The sequence below is a fragment of the Cytobacillus sp. Bac17 genome (assembly GCF_024519925.1).
Lineage (GTDB): Bacteria > Bacillota > Bacilli > Bacillales > Cytobacillaceae > Cytobacillus > Cytobacillus pseudoceanisediminis.
Genome location: NZ_JALJRC010000019.1, coordinates 71,126 through 92,888 on the forward strand (window position 1 = coordinate 71,126; position 21,763 = coordinate 92,888).

Sequence of the window (21,763 nt, forward strand, 5' to 3'; positions counted from 1 at the left end):
TTTGAGAATAAAAGCAATCGAACCAACACCAAGTCCAAACACTATGAAGGTTATTCTTGATGAAGAGCTTCCGATGGGGAAGGCCAATAATTATAAAAAGGAAAAAAAAGAAGGAGCTCCAAAGATTATTCTAGATATACTTGAAATTGAAGGAATCAAAGGGGTGTACCATGTTGCCGATTTCCTTGCTGTCGAAAGAAATGCGAAATATGACTGGAAAGAGCTTCTCCCTCAAGTAAGATCCGCTTTTGGCGAGGATGTGGAAAATGAAGGCACAGAAGACAACGGCATCGATGAACATTTTGGCGAAGTCCAAGTGTTAGTCCAAATGTATAAAGGAATTCCCATGCAGGTGAAACTGACTGACGGCACAGAAGAAAAGCGCTTTGGACTTCCTGAAAACTTTATCAGTGCTGTTTCAGAGGCCCAGGATCCTGCAGATAACGTTGTCATGGTCCGCAAGTGGAAAGAATTCGGTGTCCGCTATGGAGACTTTGACCAAGTTGGCCATGATATTGTTGAAGAACTAATGGCTGCCTATCCAGAAGCAAGACTCCAGATACTTGTTAAAACGGCAAAAAGCCCGGATAAAACGGAGGAAAAACACGCACGTTCCCTTCTTAAACTGTCTGTCGAAGATCTGGATTCCCCAGATTGGCGGGAGCGCTATCAAAAACTCGAACAGATGGATGATCCTGAACTGGAGGACCTGCCTGTGCTTGAAAAAGCGCTTAAAGATGAGAAGGCTTCAATCAGAAGACTTGCGACAGTTTATCTTGGGATGATTGAGGAAAAGAGTGTCCTGCCTCTCCTCTACAAAGCATTAAAGGATAAAACGGTCACTGTAAGACGTACAGCAGGGGATTGTTTGTCAGACCTGGGATTTGAAGAAGCAATGGACGCCATGAAGGAAGCACTGCAGGATGACAGTAAACTTGTGCGCTGGCGTGCGGCTATGTTCCTTTACGAAGTGGGTGATGAAAGTGTGCTTCCTGCTTTAAAAGCAGCAGAAGACGATCCGGAATTCGAAGTCAGCATGCAAATCAAATTGGCTATTGAAAGAATTGAACATGGAGAAGAAGCAAAAGGGTCAGTTTGGAAACAGATGACTGAATCCCGGAAACAGGGCCAGGAATAATTACAGGAAAAAAACCGCTCACAGAATGAAAATCTGGAGCGGTTTTTTTGTTGGGCATATAAGGAATTGTTCCCGGCGTCTTAGGAAAGATGGCAGCAGGAATAAGGTAACGACTGAAGCAAAATTGTGTGCCCGGCTTTTTATAGAATGTCCCGTCCCTAATTATTGAATTCCATAACTCACACACACTGCAGTTTCACCCATTTAAAGCGAAAAATTATAATAAATTTTTAAAAATTATTGAAATTATCCGAAAAAGGGTCTATATTGGAAAGAAAATATTTGGGAGCAGGAGGCTTATCATATTATTCCCATAGAATAAGAGATTATGAATCTAGGGTAAACGGAGGTATTACATACTATGACTGGCTCACAGATGAGAAGTGATATGATCAAAAAAGGCACAGACCGGGCTCCGCACCGCAGCTTGCTGCGTGCTGCCGGGGTAAAGGAAGAGGATTTCGGAAAACCATTTATTGCTGTGTGCAATTCCTATATTGATATCGTACCTGGACATGTGCATCTGCAGGAATTCGGTAAAATTGTTAAAGAAGCAATCCGTGAAGCAGGAGGAGTTCCATTTGAATTTAATACCATCGGAGTAGATGATGGAATTGCCATGGGCCATATTGGCATGCGCTATTCTCTGCCAAGCCGCGAAATCATTGCAGACTCACTTGAAACAGTTGTTTCTGCACACTGGTTTGACGGAATGGTCTGTATCCCGAACTGCGATAAAATTACGCCTGGAATGATGATGGGGGCCTTAAGGGTTAATATTCCAACCGTTTTTGTCAGCGGAGGCCCGATGAAAGCTGGCGTTGATTCAAGCGGAAAACCTTTATCTTTAAGCTCTGTCTTTGAGGGTGTAGGTGCCTTTGAATCTGGACAAATCGATGAAAAAAGGCTTCAGGAAATCGAGCAGGTTGCCTGTCCGACTTGCGGATCATGTTCCGGAATGTTCACTGCAAATTCTATGAACTGTCTGGCAGAAGGGCTGGGTCTTGCACTTCCTGGCAATGGGACGATTCTGGCAGTATCAGAAGAGAGAAAAGAGTTTGTTAAACGTTCAGCCAAGCAGCTGATGGAATTAATAAAAAAAGATATCAAGCCGCGCGATATCGTTACAATTGATGCGATTGACAATGCATTTGCCCTGGATATGGCAATGGGCGGGTCAACCAATACAGTTCTTCACACATTGGCACTTGCTCACGAAGCCGAATTTGAATATCCGATTGAACGAATTAATCAGATTGCCAACCGGGTTCCGCATTTAGCGAAGATTGCTCCTGCTTCAGATTATCATATTGAAGATGTTCATAATGCGGGTGGAGTCAGTGCGATCATCAATGAATTGCTTAAAAAGCCGGACGCCCTGAATGGAGATTGTCTGACAGTTACCGGAAAGACGCTAAGGGAGAATGTTGCAGGCAGTGAAATTCTGGATAAAAACGTAATCCGTACCCTGGAGAATCCGCATTCTGAACGCGGAGGGCTGGCAGTTCTGTTTGGAAATCTTGCTCCTGAAGGATCAATTATAAAAGTCGGTGCTGTTGATGAATCAGTAGGCGGATACCATAGAGGACCAGCCATCTGCTTTGATTCGCAGGAAGAGGCATTATCCGGAATCATTACCGGTAAAGTGCAGGAAGGCCATGTTGTAGTCATTCGATATGAGGGTCCTAAAGGAGGGCCTGGAATGCCGGAGATGCTTGCACCTACTTCCCAGATTGTTGGCCGGGGACTTGGGGCAAAAGTCGGCCTGATTACAGATGGCCGTTTCTCAGGGGCTTCCAGGGGGATCAGCATTGGGCACATTTCTCCTGAGGCTGCTGAAGGCGGGCCTATTGCATTCGTGGAAAATGGAGATATCATTGAATTGGATTTGAATAACCGTACAATCAACCTGGAAATCTCCGATGAAGAATTTGAAGAACGCAAAGCCAATTGGCAAGGCTTCGAGCCAAAGGTCAAAAAAGGGTATCTTGCCCGTTATTCGAAGCTTGTAACCAATGCCAGCACAGGCGGTGTTATGAAAATTTAATAATGTTAAGAAAGCCGGTCATTTATGACTGGCTTTCTTGCTGATAAGAGTTTTTGGCCGATATGTATGTGATTTAGGACGATAGAATACCGTAATAGGACGATAAAAAGGATTACAAAGTAATACCCGGCATAGAAAAATTGCATAAAGATCATACGTTATAGTATGCTTACTTTACAAACTGCAGCTTAAGGAGGAGGCAATTTTATGTCTATGGCATATGAAGAATATATGAAACAAATGGTCAAGCCGATGCGTGAGGAGCTTGTACAGGCTGGTTTTAAAGAGCTGACGGCTTCAGAAGATGTAGAGCAGTTTATGGAAGGTCTTGAAGGAACAGCTCTTGTTGTTGTCAATTCAGTTTGCGGCTGTGCTGCTGGACTGGCTCGGCCGGCAGCTACACAGGCCGTCTTACGCAGTGAAAAGAAACCTGATCATTTAGTGACGGTGTTTGCAGGACAGGATAAAGAAGCAACAGCTAAAATGCGCGAGTACTTTGATGGATATGAGCCTTCATCTCCTTCTATGGCTGTTTTAAAAGGGAAGGAAGTTGTGCACTTCATTCACCGCCATGATATTGAAGACCATTCCATGGAAGCGATCATGGAAAATCTTCTTGCGGCTTTTGAGGCGAATTGCTGAGAATATAAAGATTAAACAAAACGGGGTGTCTGCTGGCACCCTTTTTTTATAGCAAAATTAAGAAATTCAGGTGAACACAATGATTATTACAACTGCCGGACGCACCAATGAAGCAATGAAAGAAAAAGCAAAAAAAATTGCCGAACAATTGGGTGCAGAATATATCAGCAGGAATAAAAGGTCTGTAGGAATGATCCAAAAACAAGTTCCTGAAGACTGCATAGTAGTTGGAAAAGAACGTTTGGAGCTTTTTCCGATAGGTGAAAGCCAGCCATTCTTCTTTCATCCCAGTTCAGCGATGTTCAGAGTAAAGCGTCTCCTAAAAGGAGAGGGTGATCCTTTTCTTCAGGCTGCGGGGCTTAAAGAAGGCAGCAGTATTCTAGATTGTACCCTTGGACTGGCCTCGGACAGCATAACAGCCAGTTATGCAGCAGGGAGTAAAGGCAAAGTTACAGGGCTGGAAGGAAATAAATATCTTTCCTTCCTGGTGGCGAATGGCCTTAGACAATGGGACTCCGGGCTTGATAGTATGAATCAGGCAATGAGAAGAATAAAGGTGGAGTCGTCAATGGCCCTTCCTTATTTGAAAAAATTGCCCCCGGACAGTTATGACGTTGTATATTTTGATCCCATGTTTGAAGAAAAAATCCTTGAGTCAGAGGGGATTAAAGCACTGAGGAACTTTGCTGTTTATGAGGACCTGTCAGAGGAAGTTATTTTTCATGCAAAAAGAGCAGCCAGACAGAGAGTGGTTCTGAAGGATCACTTTAGAAGTTCAAGGTTTGACCGATATGGCTTCAAAGTAATTGAAAGAAAGTCATCGAAATTTCATTTTGGGGTAATTGAAAAATAAGAAAAAGTGCCTGAATACCAGGCACCTTCTTATTTAATCTGCGATGGCCAGATAAACAAAGTAAGCCATCAGCACAAGGCTTGCAATAACAAAGAATACAGACCAATCCATTTGAATTTCCCCCTTTTTATTCTCCTCGGCTTGAAGAAAACGATTTGTTCTTATTATTCCCGCTTTGCTGCTTTATAATCCGGCAAATATATTTTTCACTATATATCTATTGTTCTTTTTAACGATACATGAAATCAATTTAAATTTGGTTCGAAAAGAAGTATAATAGAAAAATAGAATTGAGATACATAGCGAGGAAGGATACTATGGAATTTCCTATTTCAAAAAGAATGGCTTCTTTTCCGGAAAGTGTGTTTGCTGAATTGTCCCAAATTAAGAATTCGAAACTTTCAGACGGATTTCCGGTGATTGATTTGAGCATTGGCAGCCCTGATTTGCCCCCTCCCGCTTTTGTTATGGAGGAGTTAGCAAGAGGAACCCGGGAACCAGAATCATATGGGTACTCGTTAACAGGTACAAATGAATTTCATTCTGCAGTCTGCAGCTATTATAAACGAAATTTTGAAGTGAATCTTGAATCTTCAGAGGTGCTGCTTTTAATGGGTTCCCAGGACGGGCTGGTTCATTTGCCGATGGTTCTATGTAATCCTGGAGAGTATATCCTAGTCCCGGACCCGGGATATACTGCTTATGCTGCAGGTGCAGCATTGGCCGGGGCAAAGATGTACGGCATGCCCTTAAAAAAGGACAGTAGCTTCCTGCCGGATTTTGATGCAATCCCTGATGAAATACTCGCAAACACGAAATTAATGATTCTGAATTTCCCCGGCAATCCCGTTCCTGCAATGGCGACAGAAGAGTTTTTTCTTCAGGTGATCCATCAGGCAAAGAAGTACGGCTTTGCTGTATTGCATGATTTTGCTTATTCAGAACTTTATTATGAGAAGAGACCTCTAAGTTTTTTGTCTGTTACAGGGGCAATGGATGTAGGGATTGAAATGAATTCACTATCAAAAAGCTTTAATATGGCAGGATGCAGGGTGGCGTATGCTGCCGGTAATCAGCAGCTTATTGCGCTGCTGGCCAACTTCAAATCCAATTTGGATTATGGGGTATTCTTGCCGGTGCAGTCAGCTGCAGTGAAAGCATTGAATGATCAGTCCTCTTTTTTGCAGGACTTGAGAGAAACATATAGAAAAAGAAGAGATGTATTATTAAAAGAGCTGAAAAATATCGGGTGGGATATCAGCAAGCCGGAGGGGTCAATGTTCTTGTGGGCAGAGGTTCCAAATGGATACAGCTCCTCCTGGAATTTTGCGGTTGACTTGATTAACCGCGCCGGCGTAGTCGTAACCCCTGGAAGTGCCTTTGGCCAATGGGGTGAGGGATATGTTCGGATTGCACTTGTTCAGCCCGAAGATGTATTAAAGCAAGCTGCCGCAAATATTGAAAAAAGCGGCATATTTAAGAAAATCCTTGCTTAGCAGAAAGGAAGGCGAAAAAACATGCCGAATTGGCTGAGAAAATCCTTTGTTGTACTTGTTACCATTTTAACATTTGGCCTCGTCACACCTTCTCAGGCTTTTCTATATGAAAATACCAGCCAGTTAAAAGCCTCTAGAGCTTCTGATGTGGAAAACTCGGAAAACAATGCAGAACTTGCTGAAGAGGAAGATACTAATTTTGATAAGGATGACTTTATCAGGCAAATGCTTATAGAAGCTGAGGCACAATCATATGAGAAGTTTGGCGCAAAGATAGGCCCTGTTATTGAAGATGAGTTTAACGAGGTGATACTTCCAAATATTGAGAAAGCCATCCAGGAGGTGGCGGTGCAATTTCCCGAAGAAAGCCTTGCTAACTTAAAGGTTACAGAAACTCCGGGGGGCGGATTGTCGGAAAAAATCTTTCATATCACCAATAGCAAGGCGAATGAAGATGTCATTCGCTTCCATGTAAGAAGGGACCATCCTCCTCAGCAGGGATACTGGTTTAATTTTCACTATCATACACACCATGATAATTTTCAGGCCCACCATGAACTTGGATCAATTTACTGGAATAAAAACACTCCGCCGAAATGGATGACTTAAAGATTGAAATAAATCCTGGAATATGAAAAAATATTTTTATGGATTATGAAACTTTTCATGATTTATAGCGTAAATACATTTATTCTACATAATGGAGGTTTGAGTTGAAATGGCAGTAAGCTTATCAAAAGGACAAAAAGTTGACTTAACAAAAACAAACCCGGGTATGACTAAGGTAATAGTCGGACTTGGGTGGGACACGAATAAATACGATGGCGGAACTGACTTCGATTTGGATTCTTCTGTATTCCTCCTCGGAGACACTGGGAAGGTAACTTCTGAAAGCGACTTTGTTTTTTATAACAATACAACTGGTGCTAATGGTTCCGTTGTACATACTGGAGATAACCGTACAGGAGAAGGGGCTGGAGATGATGAGCAGGTGAAAATTGACCTTGCTAATGTGCCTGCAAACATCCAGCGTATTACGTTCACAATCACAATTCATGACGGAGAAGCACGCAATCAGAACTTTGGACAGGTATCAAATTCCTATGTAAGAATCCTGAATGAAGATACAGGTGAAGAATTGATCCGCTATGACCTGGGGGAAGATTTCTCTATTGAAACTGCACTTGTAGTTGGAGAACTATACAGACATAACGGAGAATGGAAATTCAGTGCGATTGGAAGCGGATATCAGGGCGGACTGGCTGCACTGGCAAAAGATTTTGGTTTACAGGTTGGATAAATAAGAGGTATATTTGCTTAATAAGGCTCGGCATTGCCGGGTCTTTTATATGAATAAAATAGTCATCATCCGGGGGGAATAAATTAGAATGGAAATCTTAGAATCTATTATGCATACATATTCCCAGTTTTTTAACTGGGAAATGTGGGTTGAAGCTTTATCAAAACCAGAAAGCTGGGCACTGATAGGGACACTTGTCATTTTAGAAGGCTTATTGTCTGCTGATAATGCACTCGTACTTGCTGTAATGGTAAAACATCTACCGGAAAAACAGCGCAAGAAAGCACTTTTTTATGGTCTGTTAGGTGCTTATTTCTTCAGGTTTATTGCCATTGGAATCGGTGTATTCTTAATTGAATTCTGGTATATTAAGGTATTGGGTGCAGCCTATTTAGCCTGGCTTGCAATCAAGTATTTTATTGATAAGCGGAATGCCGAGCAAGAAGGTGATGAAGAGGCAATAGAAGGGATTAACCAACGGGGGTTATTAATTCGCCTTTTCGGTACTTTCTGGGGAACAGTCATTGCAGTTGAATTAATGGATATTGCTTTTTCAATAGACAGTATTTTGGCTGCGCTTGGAGTGAGTCAGGAAATCTGGGTGCTGTTAATTGGAGGCATGCTTGGAATTATCATGATGCGTGGTGTAGCGGGAGTATTCTTAAAGCTGATTGATAGAGTGCCTGAACTGGAAACCAGCTCATATATTCTGATCCTGCTTATTGCTGCTAAGATGCTTGCAAGTGCTGCTGGTATTCATATTGACCATATTTACTTCTTTATTGTATTGGTTATCGTGTTTGCAATTACATTTATTGTTCATGCTAGGAATGCAAAAAAGGAAGCTGCAGATCAGGGCTGAACTTAAATATCTTAATTGCTCTACGTTTAAAAGGGAACAGACACTTGTCCGCTCCCTTTTATTTTTATCTTTTTTGGACGAAAAAGGAAGAAAGTAGTATTTATGTAAAGGAATGGAGCTGCGAAAATGAGACTATTTTCCGATCTTCCGGATGAAAAAATAAATCAGGTGTTTTACAAAAAGCCGGGCCATTTTAACAAGAGGTCAGGCAGGGATCTTTTAGCATATGCACTTGGAGCAACTTTGTATATGCCGGCTACAAGGCCTAATATTCATCAGGATCTGCTCTCAAAAAAGCATGCAGGCCTTACATCCATGGTCATATGCCTTGAAGATGCAATTGGTGATGATGAAGTGGAACAGGCAGAAGACCTGCTGTCTTTGGAATTGGAAAATTTGAGCTCGGACCTTGCGAAGGGGCTTTGTGAAGAAGAAGATCTTCCTTTGCTCTTCGTGCGAATCAGAAGCTATGAACAGCTTATTAGACTCAAAAGCAGAATTCCCAATGGCATGCATCTTCTCACTGGTTTTGTCCTGCCAAAGTTCTCTCCGGCTGAAGGATGCAAAATTTTAACTGAAATTAAAAAGCTTAATTCTTATGGTTATTGTTTATATGCCATGCCGATTCTGGAAACTAAAGAAATCATTCAAAAAGAAACAAGGCTTGATGAATTAATCGGCATTAAGAAGGTTTTGGACCAGTATTCCGAACTGATTTTGAATGTGCGGATTGGTGCCACGGATTTTAGCGGGCTATATGGAATTCGCAGAAACTCAGATACTACTGTATATGATATTGCTGTTATTAGAGATTGTATCTCAGATATCATTAATATATTTTTGCGTTCCGATCAGCCATATGTCATTTCAGGCCCGGTATGGGAATATTTCTCCTCAAAGGAGCGTCTTCTGAAGCCTCAAATCAGGCAGACGCCATTCAGGGAACGACTTGGGCAGGATGGGCTCAAAATGAGGACGGACTTGATTGATCGGCATATGGACGGATTAATAAGAGAAATCGCGATGGATATTTCAAATGGCTTAACTGGAAAAACCATTATCCATCCAACCCATATCAGGCCTGTACAGGCATTGAATACTGTCACCCTTGAAGAGTATTTGGATGCACAGAGCATCGCCGGACAGGCCGGCGGAAAAATAGGGGTAATGAAAAGCGATTACCAAAACAAAATGAATGAAATTAAACCCCATTTATATTGGGCTAAAAAAATATTATTAAAATCAGAAGTATACGGGGTGCTGCAGGATGAGATCACATACATTGACCTACTCAAAAACGAAATATTCAATTCAGATACTCAACTCATTAACCGTTGATATTCAGATAACCGATAACCCTTATGAGCTTGCGCCTGAAGATTTGTTTGTCATGGCCGCAAGAATAAATAAAAAAAGATCCTTTTTATTTGTCAGCAAAGTACTCGGAAAACATATTCCGATTAATCCGCAAATCGGACTCCTGACAGGGGAACTGCTTGCAAGCCGTTATATGGAAAAGGTAAAGAAGGTGGAAACAGGAAAGGCCGCTGAGTTTCTATCTGCTTTTAAAAACGGCTCAGGCGTCATAAACAGCAGCCCTTTTATTCATGAAGAACATAACCCTGTCATTATCGGTTTTGCCGAAACAGCAACGGCACTTGGGCATGCTTTCTTTCAATCATTTAAACGTGCCGATTACTTTCACACGACAAGAGAGCAGCTGATTGATAGGAATTCTGTCATAACATTTGAAGAAGAACATTCCCATGCTACTTCCCACAGATGTTACACAAATGAAAGCCTTTTGGATAATAAGAGAGAGATCATTCTTGTTGATGATGAAATGACAACAGGAAAAACAGCTATTAATATCATCCGATCCATTCATGAACGCTTTCCCAGAAAGATTTATACAGTCGTCTCCATTCTGGATTGGCGTTCCCTAAAAAACCAGATTCTGTTTGATGATCTTGAAAAAGAATTGGGCATTATTATTCACAGTGTATCTCTTCTAAAAGGGGAGATAGACGTTAAGGGTTCCCCTGAAGTGCATGAAAGTCAGTCATCGGATGAACTGAAAGGAAATGATGGGCTAATTTCCTATATTCATATAAATAATGAATTCCCTGAACTATTAAGCCCGATGAATGAGCCTTCTGCTGCTCTAAGCGGTGAAGTCAGAACTATTCCTTATTTAAAAGATTCTGGCCGTTTCGGGCTGGATGCAAAACGCCAAGCCAGATTAAGTGTGTCATTAGCTGAGATCGGCCAATACCTATCAGGTAAACGGGATGGCAGGAATACGCTATGTCTTGGAACAGGGGAGTTTATGTATATCCCTATGAGACTTGCCTCATTAATGGGGGAAGGCGTAAAATTCCACTCAACAACACGCAGTCCCATATTTGTAAGTAGTGATGATGAATATGGAGCCAAATACGGCATTTCCTTTCAAAACCCTGAAGACCCTGAAATGGCACAATTTGTTTATAACATTCCAGAGGACTATTATGAAGAACTATTCCTGTTTTTCGAAAGAGAGCCGGAAAAAGATTCACTTATGCCTTTTATCAATCAATTAAAGAAATATATAAAGAATATAAAAATAGTTTGCTTTAATGGGGGTGAAACAAATGAATAGAATTGCGGAAAAATTTGGTTCATATAGTAAAGATGACGTTGTATTTTTACTGAAGGATTTAAGCAGATATTCACTTGAAGGATCCATTGAGCAAAGGGAAAAAAACATTCAGTCCGGTCAGCATTATAGTGAAACACTTCCTATTGAATACCAGCCTCCTGAAAATTACCTTTCCCTGTTTTGGGAAACACTTGATGAATACAAACGAAAAACAGCATTGTCCACAGGAGTGGTTTCTGAACAAATTTGGAAGAAAAAAGGAAAAAATGCGGTTTTAGTGTCCCTGGCCAGAGCAGGGACGCCTGTCGGTATTCTAATAAAACGGTATCTTTATGAAGTATATGGAGTAAGATTGCCGCATTACAGCATTTCCATTATCAGGGACCGGGGGATCGACGAAAATGCGATAAAGCATATCTTAAACTCACATCCTGGCTGCAATATTCAGTTTGTGGATGGATGGACAGGCAAAGGGGCTATTTCTGTTGAATTAACCAAGGCCTGCAGACAATTCCATGAACATTATGGTGTTCTTCTCGATGACACTTTGGCTGTTCTTGCAGATCCAGGATTTTGCACAACACTTTATGGAACAAGGGAGGACTTTCTGATTCCAAGTGCCTGCCTCAATTCTACTGTTTCAGGATTGGTCAGCAGAACAGTATTAAATGAATCCTTAATTGGGCCGGAAGATTACCATGGCGCCAAATACTATAGGGAGCTGGAGGAAGCAGATGTTTCAAACCATTATCTCTCAGCGATTACAGAAGAGTTCTCGGCTATTAAACAGGAAGCAGCTGAACTTGCGGCTAAGATTATGGAAAACCCTGGGGAAGCATGTTTTAAAGGAATGAAAGAAGTTCAGAGAATACAAGAGGAATTTAAAATTGAATCTATTAACTTTGTAAAGCCGGGAGTCGGAGAAACCACCAGGGTTCTTCTGAGAAGGCTTCCATGGAAAATTCTGATTAGAGACCCTAAAAGCCCATATGTTCGCCATATTGTGATGCTTGCCCGGGAGAGGAATGTCGAGATTATTCATTATCCTGATATGAGCTACACATGCTGTGGATTAATTAAAAAGACGGGAGAAGAATAATGAGGATGTTTGCTTCAGACCTGGACAGGACATTGATCTACTCAAATAAAGCACTAGCTGATTTTGGTCAGACAGGAGAAAAAAATTTAATTGGGGTTGAGCGTAAAGATGGCAGGGAAGTGGCCTTTATGACGAACGAGGCGCTCTTGATGCTGAAAAGGGTATCCGCTCAAATGCTCTTTGTGCCTGTTACAACGAGAACTTACGAACAATATAAGCGCATTTTTATTTTTCAGGATGACCAACTTAATATTCCGTACACTGTCACATCGAATGGCGCAAATATCCATTATCATGGAAAGCCTCTTGAGGAGTGGTCCGGCATAGTACGAAAGCGTCTAAAGGCAGAGTGTGCATTGCTTGAGGAAATGATGGACAGATCACAATCTCTGGAACTGAACGGAAAAATAAAAACCGCTGAAAATCTTTTCTTTTACTATATTCTGAATGAACATATTACAACAGCAGCCAAAGAGGAAATAGTAAGGCTGACTGAGTCTTATGGGTGGAGAATATCCCTTCAGGGGAGAAAACTGTATTTTATGCCGAATCCCATCTGTAAAGGCGAGGCAGTAAAATTTATTAAGAATCGGGAAGAAATAAAAATTGTTTTCGGAGCAGGTGATTCAGTTCTGGACCATGATTTCTTAAAGTTCTGCGATTTCTCATACGTCCCAAACCATGGTGAGCTGGCAGCTAATCCAGCCCTCTCACATCCTTACTTGATTTCTAATAATATAGGGGCAGCAGCCGGGGAAGAAATTCTTAATGATGTTTTAAATAATATTAAAGAAAGAGTTTAGTCCGGCTGGTCCCTCAGCCATTTTTTTAAAGCGATAAATAAACAGATGCAAAACGTATAGCATCCTGTAAAGATTAAGCTGCTGATGGCAATAGACTGGTAACTAACAAATGTGAAGACTGCAAGGATTAATGACAAGAAAAAGATGTCTGTAAAAACAAAAGAACTGGAACATAAAATATTCCTGATCATATCCAGATCATGATCAATCCTCTGATATCTCACTCTTCGAAAAAGCAGCCTCATACTGATTCACCTTCCTTTCACAGAGTACTCCAATTTATGCGGGGACAGGAATAATGGTGAAAAAGTTCATTTGAGGTTATTCAGCTATGAAAATACGGCTGAAATGAAACTTTCTTCCTGTTAAATCGTAAAGAAAGCTAACCATTTTAGAAATAGGCTGTATTCCTATGATATGATGGTAATAAGTTTACATATTTTTTCCCGTGTCATTATCCGGGAACTGAAACGCCATTTTTGAATGAAATGATAAGAATGCATCTTTCGCTCATAGAGGGAAGGGATATAAATTGAACTTGTCGTACAGTCAAATTAAAAATCACATTATAAAGATTACACATGAGAATTGGACCTCACACTTAACAAAGCCTAATCACGAGCGTTACAGTTACAGAGAGGAACAGCAAACTTTGCATATTGGCCAGATTGTTGCCAGGTTTCTCGGAGTTCCGCTTGATGAAGATGAATATTATAATCGTCTTTTTGACCTTATTCACACAGAGAATGCAGGGCTGCTTCTTTTGAGTGAAGAACATCTGGATAAAACCATTAATAATCAGCAGTTTCAGGCGATACAAAAAGTCCTGAACATTAACCGGGAACAGGATTTATCCATAAACCGCTTTGCTGCTTTCCTTGATGGGGAACAGCTGCTGCTTAAATCATCCTCACCTTCTATGCACAGGAAGATTAGAGAAGCGATGATCAGTATGCTGAAACTTTTTTCTGAACATGAACCAGCCGGATTAAAAAACCAGGATATCCGAAGAGTGCTAGTAGATGTGATTAAGTGGTCCACTAACCATTTGGGCACAGAACTTAAAGATATTGACCCTAAAAGGGCCATGCCAAAAATCCTATGGTACGGTAATGGGAAAAAGAGTCATTTTTATTTTTTGTATTACTTAATTCAAATCGGGTGCGATATTCTTTATTTTTCTCCTTCAGGGGAAGATCTTCCGGCAAATATGGGGCCGATTGGTCAGGAATCTTTTGTCCATCATTACCCTGAAAAGAAAAAGCCAGAGCCTTTTCCGCAAGAAAAGAGAAGAAGGAGTGCTACAGTTGCCTATAGAGCATCCCGGGAAATAGAGACCATCCTTAACCATGAGGGATCAGGACTTTATAAGCCCTGGCAGCTGCGGGATTATACACCTTCCTCTGTTACTTTGAAAACCACTTATGATGAGCTCTTTATTTTAATTAAAGAGAAAGCCATGATCCGCCCAAACTTCGAGGTGAAAGAAGGAAGGGTCATGATACCTTCCGTATTTTCAAAAATCCAGGGTGTAAGCAGGAACCGCAAGGAATACTGGGATCGAATACAAACAATCAGCCAGTATGATGAAAGTTTGCTGATAAGGAGATTTCCTTTTACAAATAGCGTCAACAATGATTTTCGGTTCCATTATCGGAATGCACTTGACAGGGAAGGAAAGCTTGATCCTGAAAAAATCATTGCAGGGCACTATTGGAGGTATCAGCAGCTTCCTGGCGGCCTGCAAAATGGAATTGCAATGGCGGTTAGAAATATGTGTGAACGTCCGCGTTTAAAGCCGCTTTCCGGTGAAGCGGAAGAGGAATTGAAGATTTATCTATTTAGCCAAAGCCTGCAAATTCCGCCGAGCATTCTAAAATTAATGCAGCAATTTGATTATTCGCAGGAAGTCCCTAAAATTATCCTCTATAACAACGAGCTGAACGGGACGATGGTAAGATCGGATGCCGCTCTTCTTTTACTGCTTAATCAGTTTGGACTGGATATTGTATTGTATAATCCGCCGGGCCATAACGACATTGAAAACTTCATTGAGGAAGATTTATATGATGTCCATTGGCTTGAGGATGTTGTTTTTGAACAGGAATTTAAGGAGCCATCTTTTCTAAAGAAGGTTCTCTTTCAAGGAATATTAAAAAATTTAAAGGGTGATTGAAAATGAATCCGACTAACGCAACAGATTTGAATTTAACAGCCCAGGTGCAGGATGACAAATTAACCGAAAATAAGGTATCAGAAATTAAGCTTGCTTTAAGGCAGGAGCCTGAGGTGCAAAATTTGGCCAGGTCCATCGATGAGAAGGACCAAATTCAAATACTTGAATTTGGCAAAGAGCCTGCAGTCCAGATTTCCCGCTTTTCCGATCAGATACTGAGCAACATGAGAACAACCAAGGTTGAAGATTCAGGTGAGCTTTTAAAGCAGCTCGGCAGAATTATGGACAAATTTGACAAGAAGGATTTCGAGCAGGGATCAAAAGGGATCTTTGGCAAGCTTTTCAAGCGCGGTGAAAAGATGATTGAAAAGCTTTTCGGGAAATATCAGACAATGGGCGCGGAAATTGATAAGGTTTATGTTGAAATTTCCAAATACCAAAGTGAAATGGTTGATTCCACAACCATGCTTGAACAAATGTATGAGCAAAATTATCAGTACTATCTGACGCTCGAAAAATATGCTGTGGCAGGACAGCTGAAAGCCGACGATTTAAAAGCCAATCAGCTTCCTCAGCTGGAAGGAAGGGCAGCCCAGGGGGATCAAATGGCTTCGATGCAGCTGGATTCGTTAAGAAATGCCATCGAACTGCTGGAGCAAAGAGTCTATGATCTTGAAATGGCTAAAATGGTTGCCCTTCAAACTGCACCGCAAATCCGGCTGCTGCAGCGAGGCAATACTAAGCTGATCGGGAAGATTAATTCTGCATTCGTTACTACGATTCCAATTTTTAAGAATGGCTTGATTCAGGCAGTGGCAGCAAAGAGACAAAAACTTGTTGCAGATTCAATGAGCGAGCTGGACAGACGAACAAATGAAATGCTTGTGCGCAATGCCCAGAATATTTCTAATCAAAGCGCTGATATCGCAAGATTGGCAGGCGGTCCGAGCATTAAGATAGAAACCATTGAGGAATCCTGGAATATCATCATGAAAGGTATGCAGGAGACAAAATCAATAGAAGAAGAAAACAAGCGTTTACGGCAAGAAGGAACCAGGAGACTGGAACAGCTGCAGGACAATTTTAAAAAAATGAAGCAGCAGGGTTAGGCAGCTGCTCATTTTAAAATAAAATATAAATAATTGATGAGGTGGAATTGATATGGCAATAAATCTTCAAAAAGGCCAGCGTGTTGACTTAACTAAAGGAAATCCCGGATTATCTAAAATTATGGTAGGATTAGGCTGGGATCCAGTACAAAAAAGCGGAGGCGGCGGTCTTCTGGGATCTTTATTCGGAGGCGGCGGCGGTGCAAATATCGACTGCGATGCTTCTGTTATCATGCTTGGTGAAAATGGAAAGCTTAAGAGTAATAAAGATGTTATATATTTCGGTAATTTAAAAAGCAGCGATGGAAGTGTACAGCATTCCGGGGACAATCTTACCGGAGCGGGAGATGGAGACGACGAGCAGGTAATGGTTGATTTAAGCAGAGTGCCGGCACACGTTCACAAAATGGTTTTTGTTGTAAATATCTATGATAGTGTAAAAAGAAAGCAGCATTTTGGCATGATTCAGAATGCATTCATCCGTGTCGTTAACTCTGGAAATAATCAAGAATTGATTAAATACAATCTTACAGATGATTACAGCGGAAAAACTAGTTTAATTGTCGGTGAGATTTATCGCCATGGAGGCGATTGGAAGTTTGCTGCAGTTGGCACTGGAACGGCTTCTCCAGGCCTATCAGATGTTGTGCGTTCATATTCTTAATAAAGATATTCATTGGCAGGGCCCGAATTTATTCGGGCCCTTTTTGAATTTTCATTTAATTTTCCCATCATTTGTTTCCTTCAACTTCTTCATTCGTATGTTATAATTTTAATAGATTAACAGAACGGTTAAAAATTTTTTCTCCATTCAGGCAGTTCCGCAGCTTAGACACTTCAAAGAGCTCTGTTGCCCGTAAATTATACATCTTAGATTAGCAGAAGGGGCTTTTAAAATGCGCAAAATGGCACTGACATTTACAATCATGATGGTTTCCCTTGCATTGCTGGGGAACTCTCAGGCTGCCATGGGCGGGATCAAACTAAAAGATTATCCGAATTCCTCCCAGCTTAAAGAGTTTCTCAGTTTAAAATCTCCACGACAGCTTGGCGGCATTTTTATATTGCCGCTCGAACCTTTTGATGAGGGAGAGGCTGCAGAAATGATTTCCCGGGTGGATAATCTGCCAGCCTCCCTGCTGACCAAAATAGAGGATGAAGATATCAGGGTGAAATTATTCGTAGGAAAGCTTACCGATAATCCTACAGCCCAGCACCTTGAAGGGGTAATTCCCCGCGGCTATACAGGGGGTACCACTTGGGACGATGTCCCGGGGATTGGCGGGGCAAAAACAGTCCTTGTTAAAATAGGCTACAGTGAGAAGGGGAAAGGCCATGGATCCATTAACCTGGAACTTCATGAACTTGCCCATTCTGTTGATCGCTATGTTTACAATGGCATCCGATTTAATCAGAAGTTTCTCTCTGTCTGGAAAGCTGAGAAAGCTAAATTGTTCCCGGGTCAAAACTATTTTCTATCCTTCCCTGAAGAATATTTCGCTGAGGCTTTTGCCATGTATTTTGCAGGCGGGGAATCCAGGAAATCATTAAGTGTGAATGCTCCGAAGACCTATGATTTTATAAACAAATTAAACTAATTTCACCGTATTCTCTAAATTTTTATCCGATGTGAAATTTACGGAAATTCGTGTACAATAGCAATGAGTATTTAAAAAAGGTTGGGTTGAAATGAAACAATATTTGGATCTATGCAAGCATGTTTTGGAGAATGGGACGAAGAAAGAAGACCGCACTGGTACAGGGACAATAAGTACATTTGGCTATCAGATGCGCTTTAACCTGCAGGAAGGCTTCCCATTGGTTACAACAAAGAAATTGCATTTAAAATCCATTATCCATGAGCTGTTATGGTTTTTAAACGGTGATACCAATGTAAAATACCTTCAGGAGAATGGTGTGCGAATCTGGAATGAATGGGCTGACGAGGAAGGCAATCTTGGGCCGGTATATGGTCATCAATGGAGATCATGGACAGGTGCCGATGGAAATACAGTTGATCAGATTAGCAGCCTGATTGACCAGATTAAAACAAATCCTGATTCCCGCCGGCTGATAGTAAATGCCTGGAACGCAGGAGAGATAGAAAAAATGGCTTTGCCGCCTTGCCACTGCATGTTCCAGTTTTATGCAGCAGATGGAAAGCTTTCCTGCCAGCTTTATCAGAGATCTGCGGATGTTTTTCTCGGGGTTCCGTTTAATATTGCTTCCTATGCTTTACTGACTATGATGGTTGCACAGGTGTGCGATCTGGAGCCTGGTGAATTCGTACATACTTTCGGAGATGTGCATATTTACCAGAATCATATTGACCAGGTAAACCTCCAGCTGAGCCGTGATCCCCGGCCGCTTCCAAAAATGATCATTAATCCGGATGTGAAAGATATTTTCAGCTTTAAGTTTGATGATTTTCAGCTGGAAGACTATAATCCCCACCCTCATATTAAAGGAGTTGTCAGTGTATGATTTCTTTAATGTGGGCAATGGATGAGAATCGTGTGATCGGCAAGGATAATAAACTTCCCTGGCATCTGCCTGAGGATTTAAAGTTCTTTAAAAGAACTACGATGGGACATCCGATTGCCATGGGGCGAAAAACCTGGGATTCAATCGGAAGACCTCTGCCGGGGAGAGAGAATATTGTTATTACCCGGAATAAATCCTTTTCCTGTGAAGGATGCACAGTTGTAAATACGGTTGAAGAGCTTCTGAAGTACAGCGGTGTAAACGAAGATGAGATCTTCGTCATTGGCGGTGCCGAGATTTTTAAAGCCATTCTTCCTGCAGCAGATCGTCTCTATTTGACTATGATTTATGACCAATTTGCAGGAGACACATACTTTCCGGAATTAGACATGTCAGAATGGGATCTCCTTTCAAGGGAGAAGGGCACCAGGGATGAAAAAAATCCATATGATTTTGAATTCCTCATTTATAAAAGAAAATAATCTTTAAAGCAGCTCGCTCCGGCGGGCTGCTTTGTTTTTATCATTTAATCTGTAAACATATAGTGAAAGGAACCTGATTATTATATAATGTAAACCATCCCAAGACCTGGAGGTCATTATGCTTCGATTAATAATCTTTTTTCTGTATATGGGCGGATATTTGGTTTATAGCCTGCCTGCACTAACCCGAATGAGGAAACTGAATGCTGCGCTCCCTGTTGAGGAACGAGACCGCATTATCCATAATGTGCCGCAGAAGTGGTCCAGGACAATAATGAAAATCTCAGGCTCCCAAGTGAAAGTTAAGGGGCAGGAATTGATTCCAAACGGGCCTGTTGTCATTGTTTGCAATCATGAAGGGGATTTTGATATTCCAGTCCTTCTCGCATCCATTGATAAACCTTTTGGTTTTATTTCAAAAGTTGAAGTTAAGAAAGCACCCATTATCTCTTCATGGATGGAAGTCATGAACTGTGTTTTTATTGATCGCAGCAATCGCAGCAAGGCTGTCAATTCTTTAAAGGATGCTGCATTACTATTAAGGCAGGGGCATTCTCTCCTGATTTTTCCGGAAGGAACCAGAAGCAAGGGCGGTCAGGTAGCGCCTTTTAAGGTTGGCGGATTCAGGCTTGCACAGGATGCAGGTGTTCCGATTGTGCCAATTTCCATTAAAGGGACAGCTGATGTGTTTGAAAAGAATGGGAGGCTCATAAAGCCGGCTAAAATAGAAATCCAGGTGTGTAAGCCTGTGAATTCCAGGATCGTTCAAAATATGGAAGCAAAGTTTCTTGCTCAGGAAGTAAGAGAAATAATCTGCAGCAGCCTTACAGGCAAGAAGATCGCGTCATAAGAAGAAGGCCCCTTTCAGTCAGGGGCCTTATTTAAATTATGCGGTTAATTAAATTAGAAATTGGGATTCACTAAATAATCTGTCAGTTTCTGAATCATTCCGTGGTATTCTTTGGGATCGCAAAACTCTTCTGCTGTAAAGTTGGTTTTCACCCATTGTATTAGTTCGTCAGCACTGTTGAAGTACTCTCCGCTCGTGTCGCTTTTCCGAATCATATACCTGCCGTTATCTTCATCCAATGTTACTTCCACAGGCAAAGCGCTATCCAGACTGCATAAAGAAAACTCCATTCCGGCACCCCTTTGAGATATAAATTAGCTTTTGCTTATTATATGTCGGTTTCAGCGATTTCTATCCTTGAAATAATTCGAAAAATGTAAATTTTAAAAAAACCCGATTGAAATCATGATTTGTCATGGTATAATGTACAAATTAATAACTTGTAAAGAAGAGGGTGGCAAAATGGAACAGAAGGTAATGACAAAAAAATGGGTGCAGTTGGAAGATATTTTGATTGCATACCAGCAGCTAAAGGATATTGTTGCCCATACACCTTTACAGAAAAATGAACGTCTATCAGAAAAGTATGGGTGCAATGTCTATCTGAAAAGAGAAGATCTTCAGCATGTCCGCTCATTTAAATTAAGAGGTGCCTACTATAAAGTTAAATCTTTAACTGCGGTGGAGCTGGAAAATGGTGTTGTCTGTGCAAGTGCTGGGAACCATGCACAGGGAGTTGCCTATGCATGCAGGCATCTTGGCGTCCAGGGAAAAATTTTTATGCCGGCAACCACACCTAGACAAAAAGTAAGTCAGGTGGAGCTGTTTGGGAGGGGCTCAGTGGAAATCATTCTCGTAGGAGATACCTTTGATGATTCCTATTACGAAGCTCTTAAATGTGCAGAAGCGGAAAACAGGGCATTTATTCACCCATTTGATGATGAAATGGTGATTGCAGGACAAGGGACAGTAGCGGTGGAAATCCTTAACGACTGTGAGGAGCCTGCAGATTTTGTTTTTGCGAGTATTGGCGGAGGCGGATTAATGGCCGGACTGAGCACTTACATAAAAAGTATATCACCGGAAACACAGATGATTGGAGTAGAACCGGCAGGAGCACCATCGATGAGTGAATCTATCAGGGCTCAAGCAGTAGCGCCTCTCGAGGAAATTGATAAGTTTGTAGATGGAGCGGCAGTAAAATGTGTCGGTGAAAAAACCTATGAAATCTGCAATGAGCTTGTTGATGATATTTTCATGGTGCCTGAAGGGAAAGTGTGTACGACGATCCTTGAATTATATAATGAGCATGCGATTGTGGCTGAGCCTGCAGGTGCGCTGCCAATAGCCGCACTTGATATGTGCAGGGAGCAAATTAAAGGAAAGAATGTCGTATGTGTGATCAGCGGCGGCAATAATGATATTGGACGAATGCAGGAAATAAAAGAGAGGTCCTTGCTTTATGAAGGCCTGCTTTACCACTTTATTGTGAATTTCCCTCAGCGTGCCGGAGCATTAAGAGAGTTTCTTGACGAGGTTCTTGGCCCGGCAGACGATATTACACGTTTTGAGTACACGAAGAAAAACAATAAAGAGAATGGTCCAGCCCTTGTGGGAATTGAGTTAAAGCATAAAGAGGACTATAGTGACCTCATTTTAAGAATGAATAAAAAGGGATTTTCATACAAAGAGATAAACAAAGACAGTAACCTTTTTCATCTGCTGGTATAAGCACCCGGATGACTTGGCAGCTTCATATTATTTACTTGATTTGTGACTGA

The 21,763-nt window shown here is 41.4% G+C and carries 22 protein-coding genes; 20 read left to right on the forward strand and 2 right to left on the reverse strand.

What is annotated here, in order from left to right:
• Position 1 precedes the first annotated feature (1 nt).
• The 12 genes from NR125_RS19735 (at position 2) to NR125_RS19790 (ending at position 12,881) form a co-directional block, all read left to right on the forward strand.
• Positions 2–1,138, forward strand: a complete 1,137-nt coding sequence (locus NR125_RS19735; RefSeq protein ID WP_256815949.1) for a conserved virulence factor C family protein — start codon at positions 2–4, stop codon at positions 1,136–1,138.
• 376 nt (positions 1,139–1,514) lie between these two features.
• Positions 1,515–3,185 (forward strand): dihydroxy-acid dehydratase, encoded by a 1,671-nt coding sequence (gene ilvD, locus NR125_RS19740; RefSeq protein ID WP_033196461.1) that lies wholly within the window; start codon positions 1,515–1,517, stop codon positions 3,183–3,185.
• 207 nt (positions 3,186–3,392) lie between these two features.
• Positions 3,393–3,827 carry a BrxA/BrxB family bacilliredoxin gene (locus NR125_RS19745; RefSeq protein ID WP_009332636.1) on the forward strand — a complete coding sequence of 145 codons (435 nt, stop codon included), beginning with the start codon at positions 3,393–3,395 and terminating at the stop codon, positions 3,825–3,827.
• A 79-nt stretch (positions 3,828–3,906) separates the two neighbouring features.
• Complete coding sequence (locus tag NR125_RS19750) at positions 3,907–4,680, forward strand: class I SAM-dependent methyltransferase (protein ID WP_009332635.1); 774 nt, start codon at positions 3,907–3,909, stop codon at positions 4,678–4,680.
• A gap of 317 nt (positions 4,681–4,997) precedes the next feature.
• Complete coding sequence (locus tag NR125_RS19755; protein WP_256815950.1) at positions 4,998–6,176, forward strand: LL-diaminopimelate aminotransferase; 1,179 nt, start codon at positions 4,998–5,000, stop codon at positions 6,174–6,176.
• A 21-nt stretch (positions 6,177–6,197) separates the two neighbouring features.
• Positions 6,198–6,785: a YpjP family protein gene (locus NR125_RS19760; protein ID WP_071157260.1), complete on the forward strand. Its 588-nt coding sequence runs from the start codon at positions 6,198–6,200 to the stop codon at positions 6,783–6,785.
• Positions 6,786–6,894: 109 nt separating this feature from the next.
• Positions 6,895–7,476, forward strand: a complete 582-nt coding sequence (locus NR125_RS19765; protein ID WP_009332632.1) for a TerD family protein — start codon at positions 6,895–6,897, stop codon at positions 7,474–7,476.
• 88 nt (positions 7,477–7,564) lie between these two features.
• Entirely contained in the window at positions 7,565–8,338 is a 774-nt protein-coding gene (locus tag NR125_RS19770; protein ID WP_009332631.1) for a TerC family protein, read from the forward strand.
• Positions 8,339–8,464: 126 nt separating this feature from the next.
• Positions 8,465–9,676, forward strand: a complete 1,212-nt coding sequence (locus NR125_RS19775) for an HpcH/HpaI aldolase/citrate lyase family protein (RefSeq protein WP_251156218.1) — start codon at positions 8,465–8,467, stop codon at positions 9,674–9,676.
• Positions 9,606–10,979 (forward strand): phosphoribosyltransferase family protein, encoded by a 1,374-nt coding sequence (locus NR125_RS19780; protein WP_251156217.1) that lies wholly within the window; start codon positions 9,606–9,608, stop codon positions 10,977–10,979. The genes NR125_RS19775 and NR125_RS19780 overlap by 71 nt, the downstream gene beginning before the upstream one ends.
• Entirely contained in the window at positions 10,972–12,078 is a 1,107-nt protein-coding gene (locus NR125_RS19785) for a cysteine protease StiP family protein (RefSeq protein WP_251156216.1), read from the forward strand. The genes NR125_RS19780 and NR125_RS19785 overlap by 8 nt, the downstream gene beginning before the upstream one ends.
• A complete protein-coding gene (locus NR125_RS19790; RefSeq protein WP_251156215.1) occupies positions 12,078–12,881 on the forward strand; it encodes an HAD family hydrolase in 804 nt (267 codons plus the stop codon). Before NR125_RS19785 ends, NR125_RS19790 begins: the two co-directional genes overlap by 1 nt.
• On the opposite strand, the gene NR125_RS19795 is transcribed toward NR125_RS19790, so the two are convergent.
• Complete coding sequence (locus tag NR125_RS19795; RefSeq protein ID WP_256815951.1) at positions 12,878–13,105, reverse strand: hypothetical protein; 228 nt, start codon at positions 13,103–13,105, stop codon at positions 12,878–12,880. The genes NR125_RS19790 and NR125_RS19795 overlap by 4 nt on opposite strands.
• A 314-nt stretch (positions 13,106–13,419) precedes the next feature.
• Between NR125_RS19795 and NR125_RS19800 the strand changes: the two genes are divergently transcribed.
• The 7 genes from NR125_RS19800 to NR125_RS19830 all read left to right on the forward strand — a co-directional run bounded on the left by NR125_RS19800 (position 13,420) and on the right by NR125_RS19830 (position 19,982).
• On the forward strand, positions 13,420–15,057 hold the full coding sequence (locus tag NR125_RS19800; protein WP_372675473.1) for a YceG family protein: 1,638 nt from the start codon (positions 13,420–13,422) through the stop codon (positions 15,055–15,057).
• Between the two features lie 2 nt (positions 15,058–15,059).
• A complete protein-coding gene (locus NR125_RS19805) occupies positions 15,060–16,166 on the forward strand; it encodes a toxic anion resistance protein (RefSeq protein WP_251156213.1) in 1,107 nt (368 codons plus the stop codon).
• Between the two features lie 52 nt (positions 16,167–16,218).
• On the forward strand, positions 16,219–16,830 hold the full coding sequence (locus NR125_RS19810) for a TerD family protein (RefSeq protein ID WP_019379717.1): 612 nt from the start codon (positions 16,219–16,221) through the stop codon (positions 16,828–16,830).
• 232 nt (positions 16,831–17,062) lie between these two features.
• Positions 17,063–17,764, forward strand: coding sequence for an anthrax toxin lethal factor-related metalloendopeptidase (locus tag NR125_RS19815; RefSeq protein ID WP_019379716.1), 702 nt, complete (start codon positions 17,063–17,065; stop codon positions 17,762–17,764).
• Positions 17,765–17,855: 91 nt separating this feature from the next.
• Positions 17,856–18,650 (forward strand): thymidylate synthase, encoded by a 795-nt coding sequence (locus NR125_RS19820; RefSeq protein ID WP_009332622.1) that lies wholly within the window; start codon positions 17,856–17,858, stop codon positions 18,648–18,650.
• Positions 18,647–19,132: a dihydrofolate reductase gene (locus NR125_RS19825; RefSeq protein WP_251156212.1), complete on the forward strand. Its 486-nt coding sequence runs from the start codon at positions 18,647–18,649 to the stop codon at positions 19,130–19,132. Before NR125_RS19820 ends, NR125_RS19825 begins: the two co-directional genes overlap by 4 nt.
• Positions 19,133–19,250: 118 nt before the next feature.
• Positions 19,251–19,982, forward strand: a complete 732-nt coding sequence (locus NR125_RS19830) for a lysophospholipid acyltransferase family protein (protein ID WP_251156211.1) — start codon at positions 19,251–19,253, stop codon at positions 19,980–19,982.
• Positions 19,983–20,035: 53 nt separating this feature from the next.
• Here the strand turns inward: NR125_RS19830 and NR125_RS19835 are convergent, their stop codons facing one another.
• Complete coding sequence (locus tag NR125_RS19835) at positions 20,036–20,272, reverse strand: hypothetical protein (protein WP_206837973.1); 237 nt, start codon at positions 20,270–20,272, stop codon at positions 20,036–20,038.
• A gap of 172 nt (positions 20,273–20,444) precedes the next feature.
• Here NR125_RS19835 and ilvA point away from each other — a divergent pair, with 172 nt between their 5' ends.
• Positions 20,445–21,713 carry a threonine ammonia-lyase IlvA gene (gene ilvA, locus NR125_RS19840; protein WP_251156210.1) on the forward strand — a complete coding sequence of 423 codons (1,269 nt, stop codon included), beginning with the start codon at positions 20,445–20,447 and terminating at the stop codon, positions 21,711–21,713.
• Positions 21,714–21,763 lie beyond the last annotated feature (50 nt).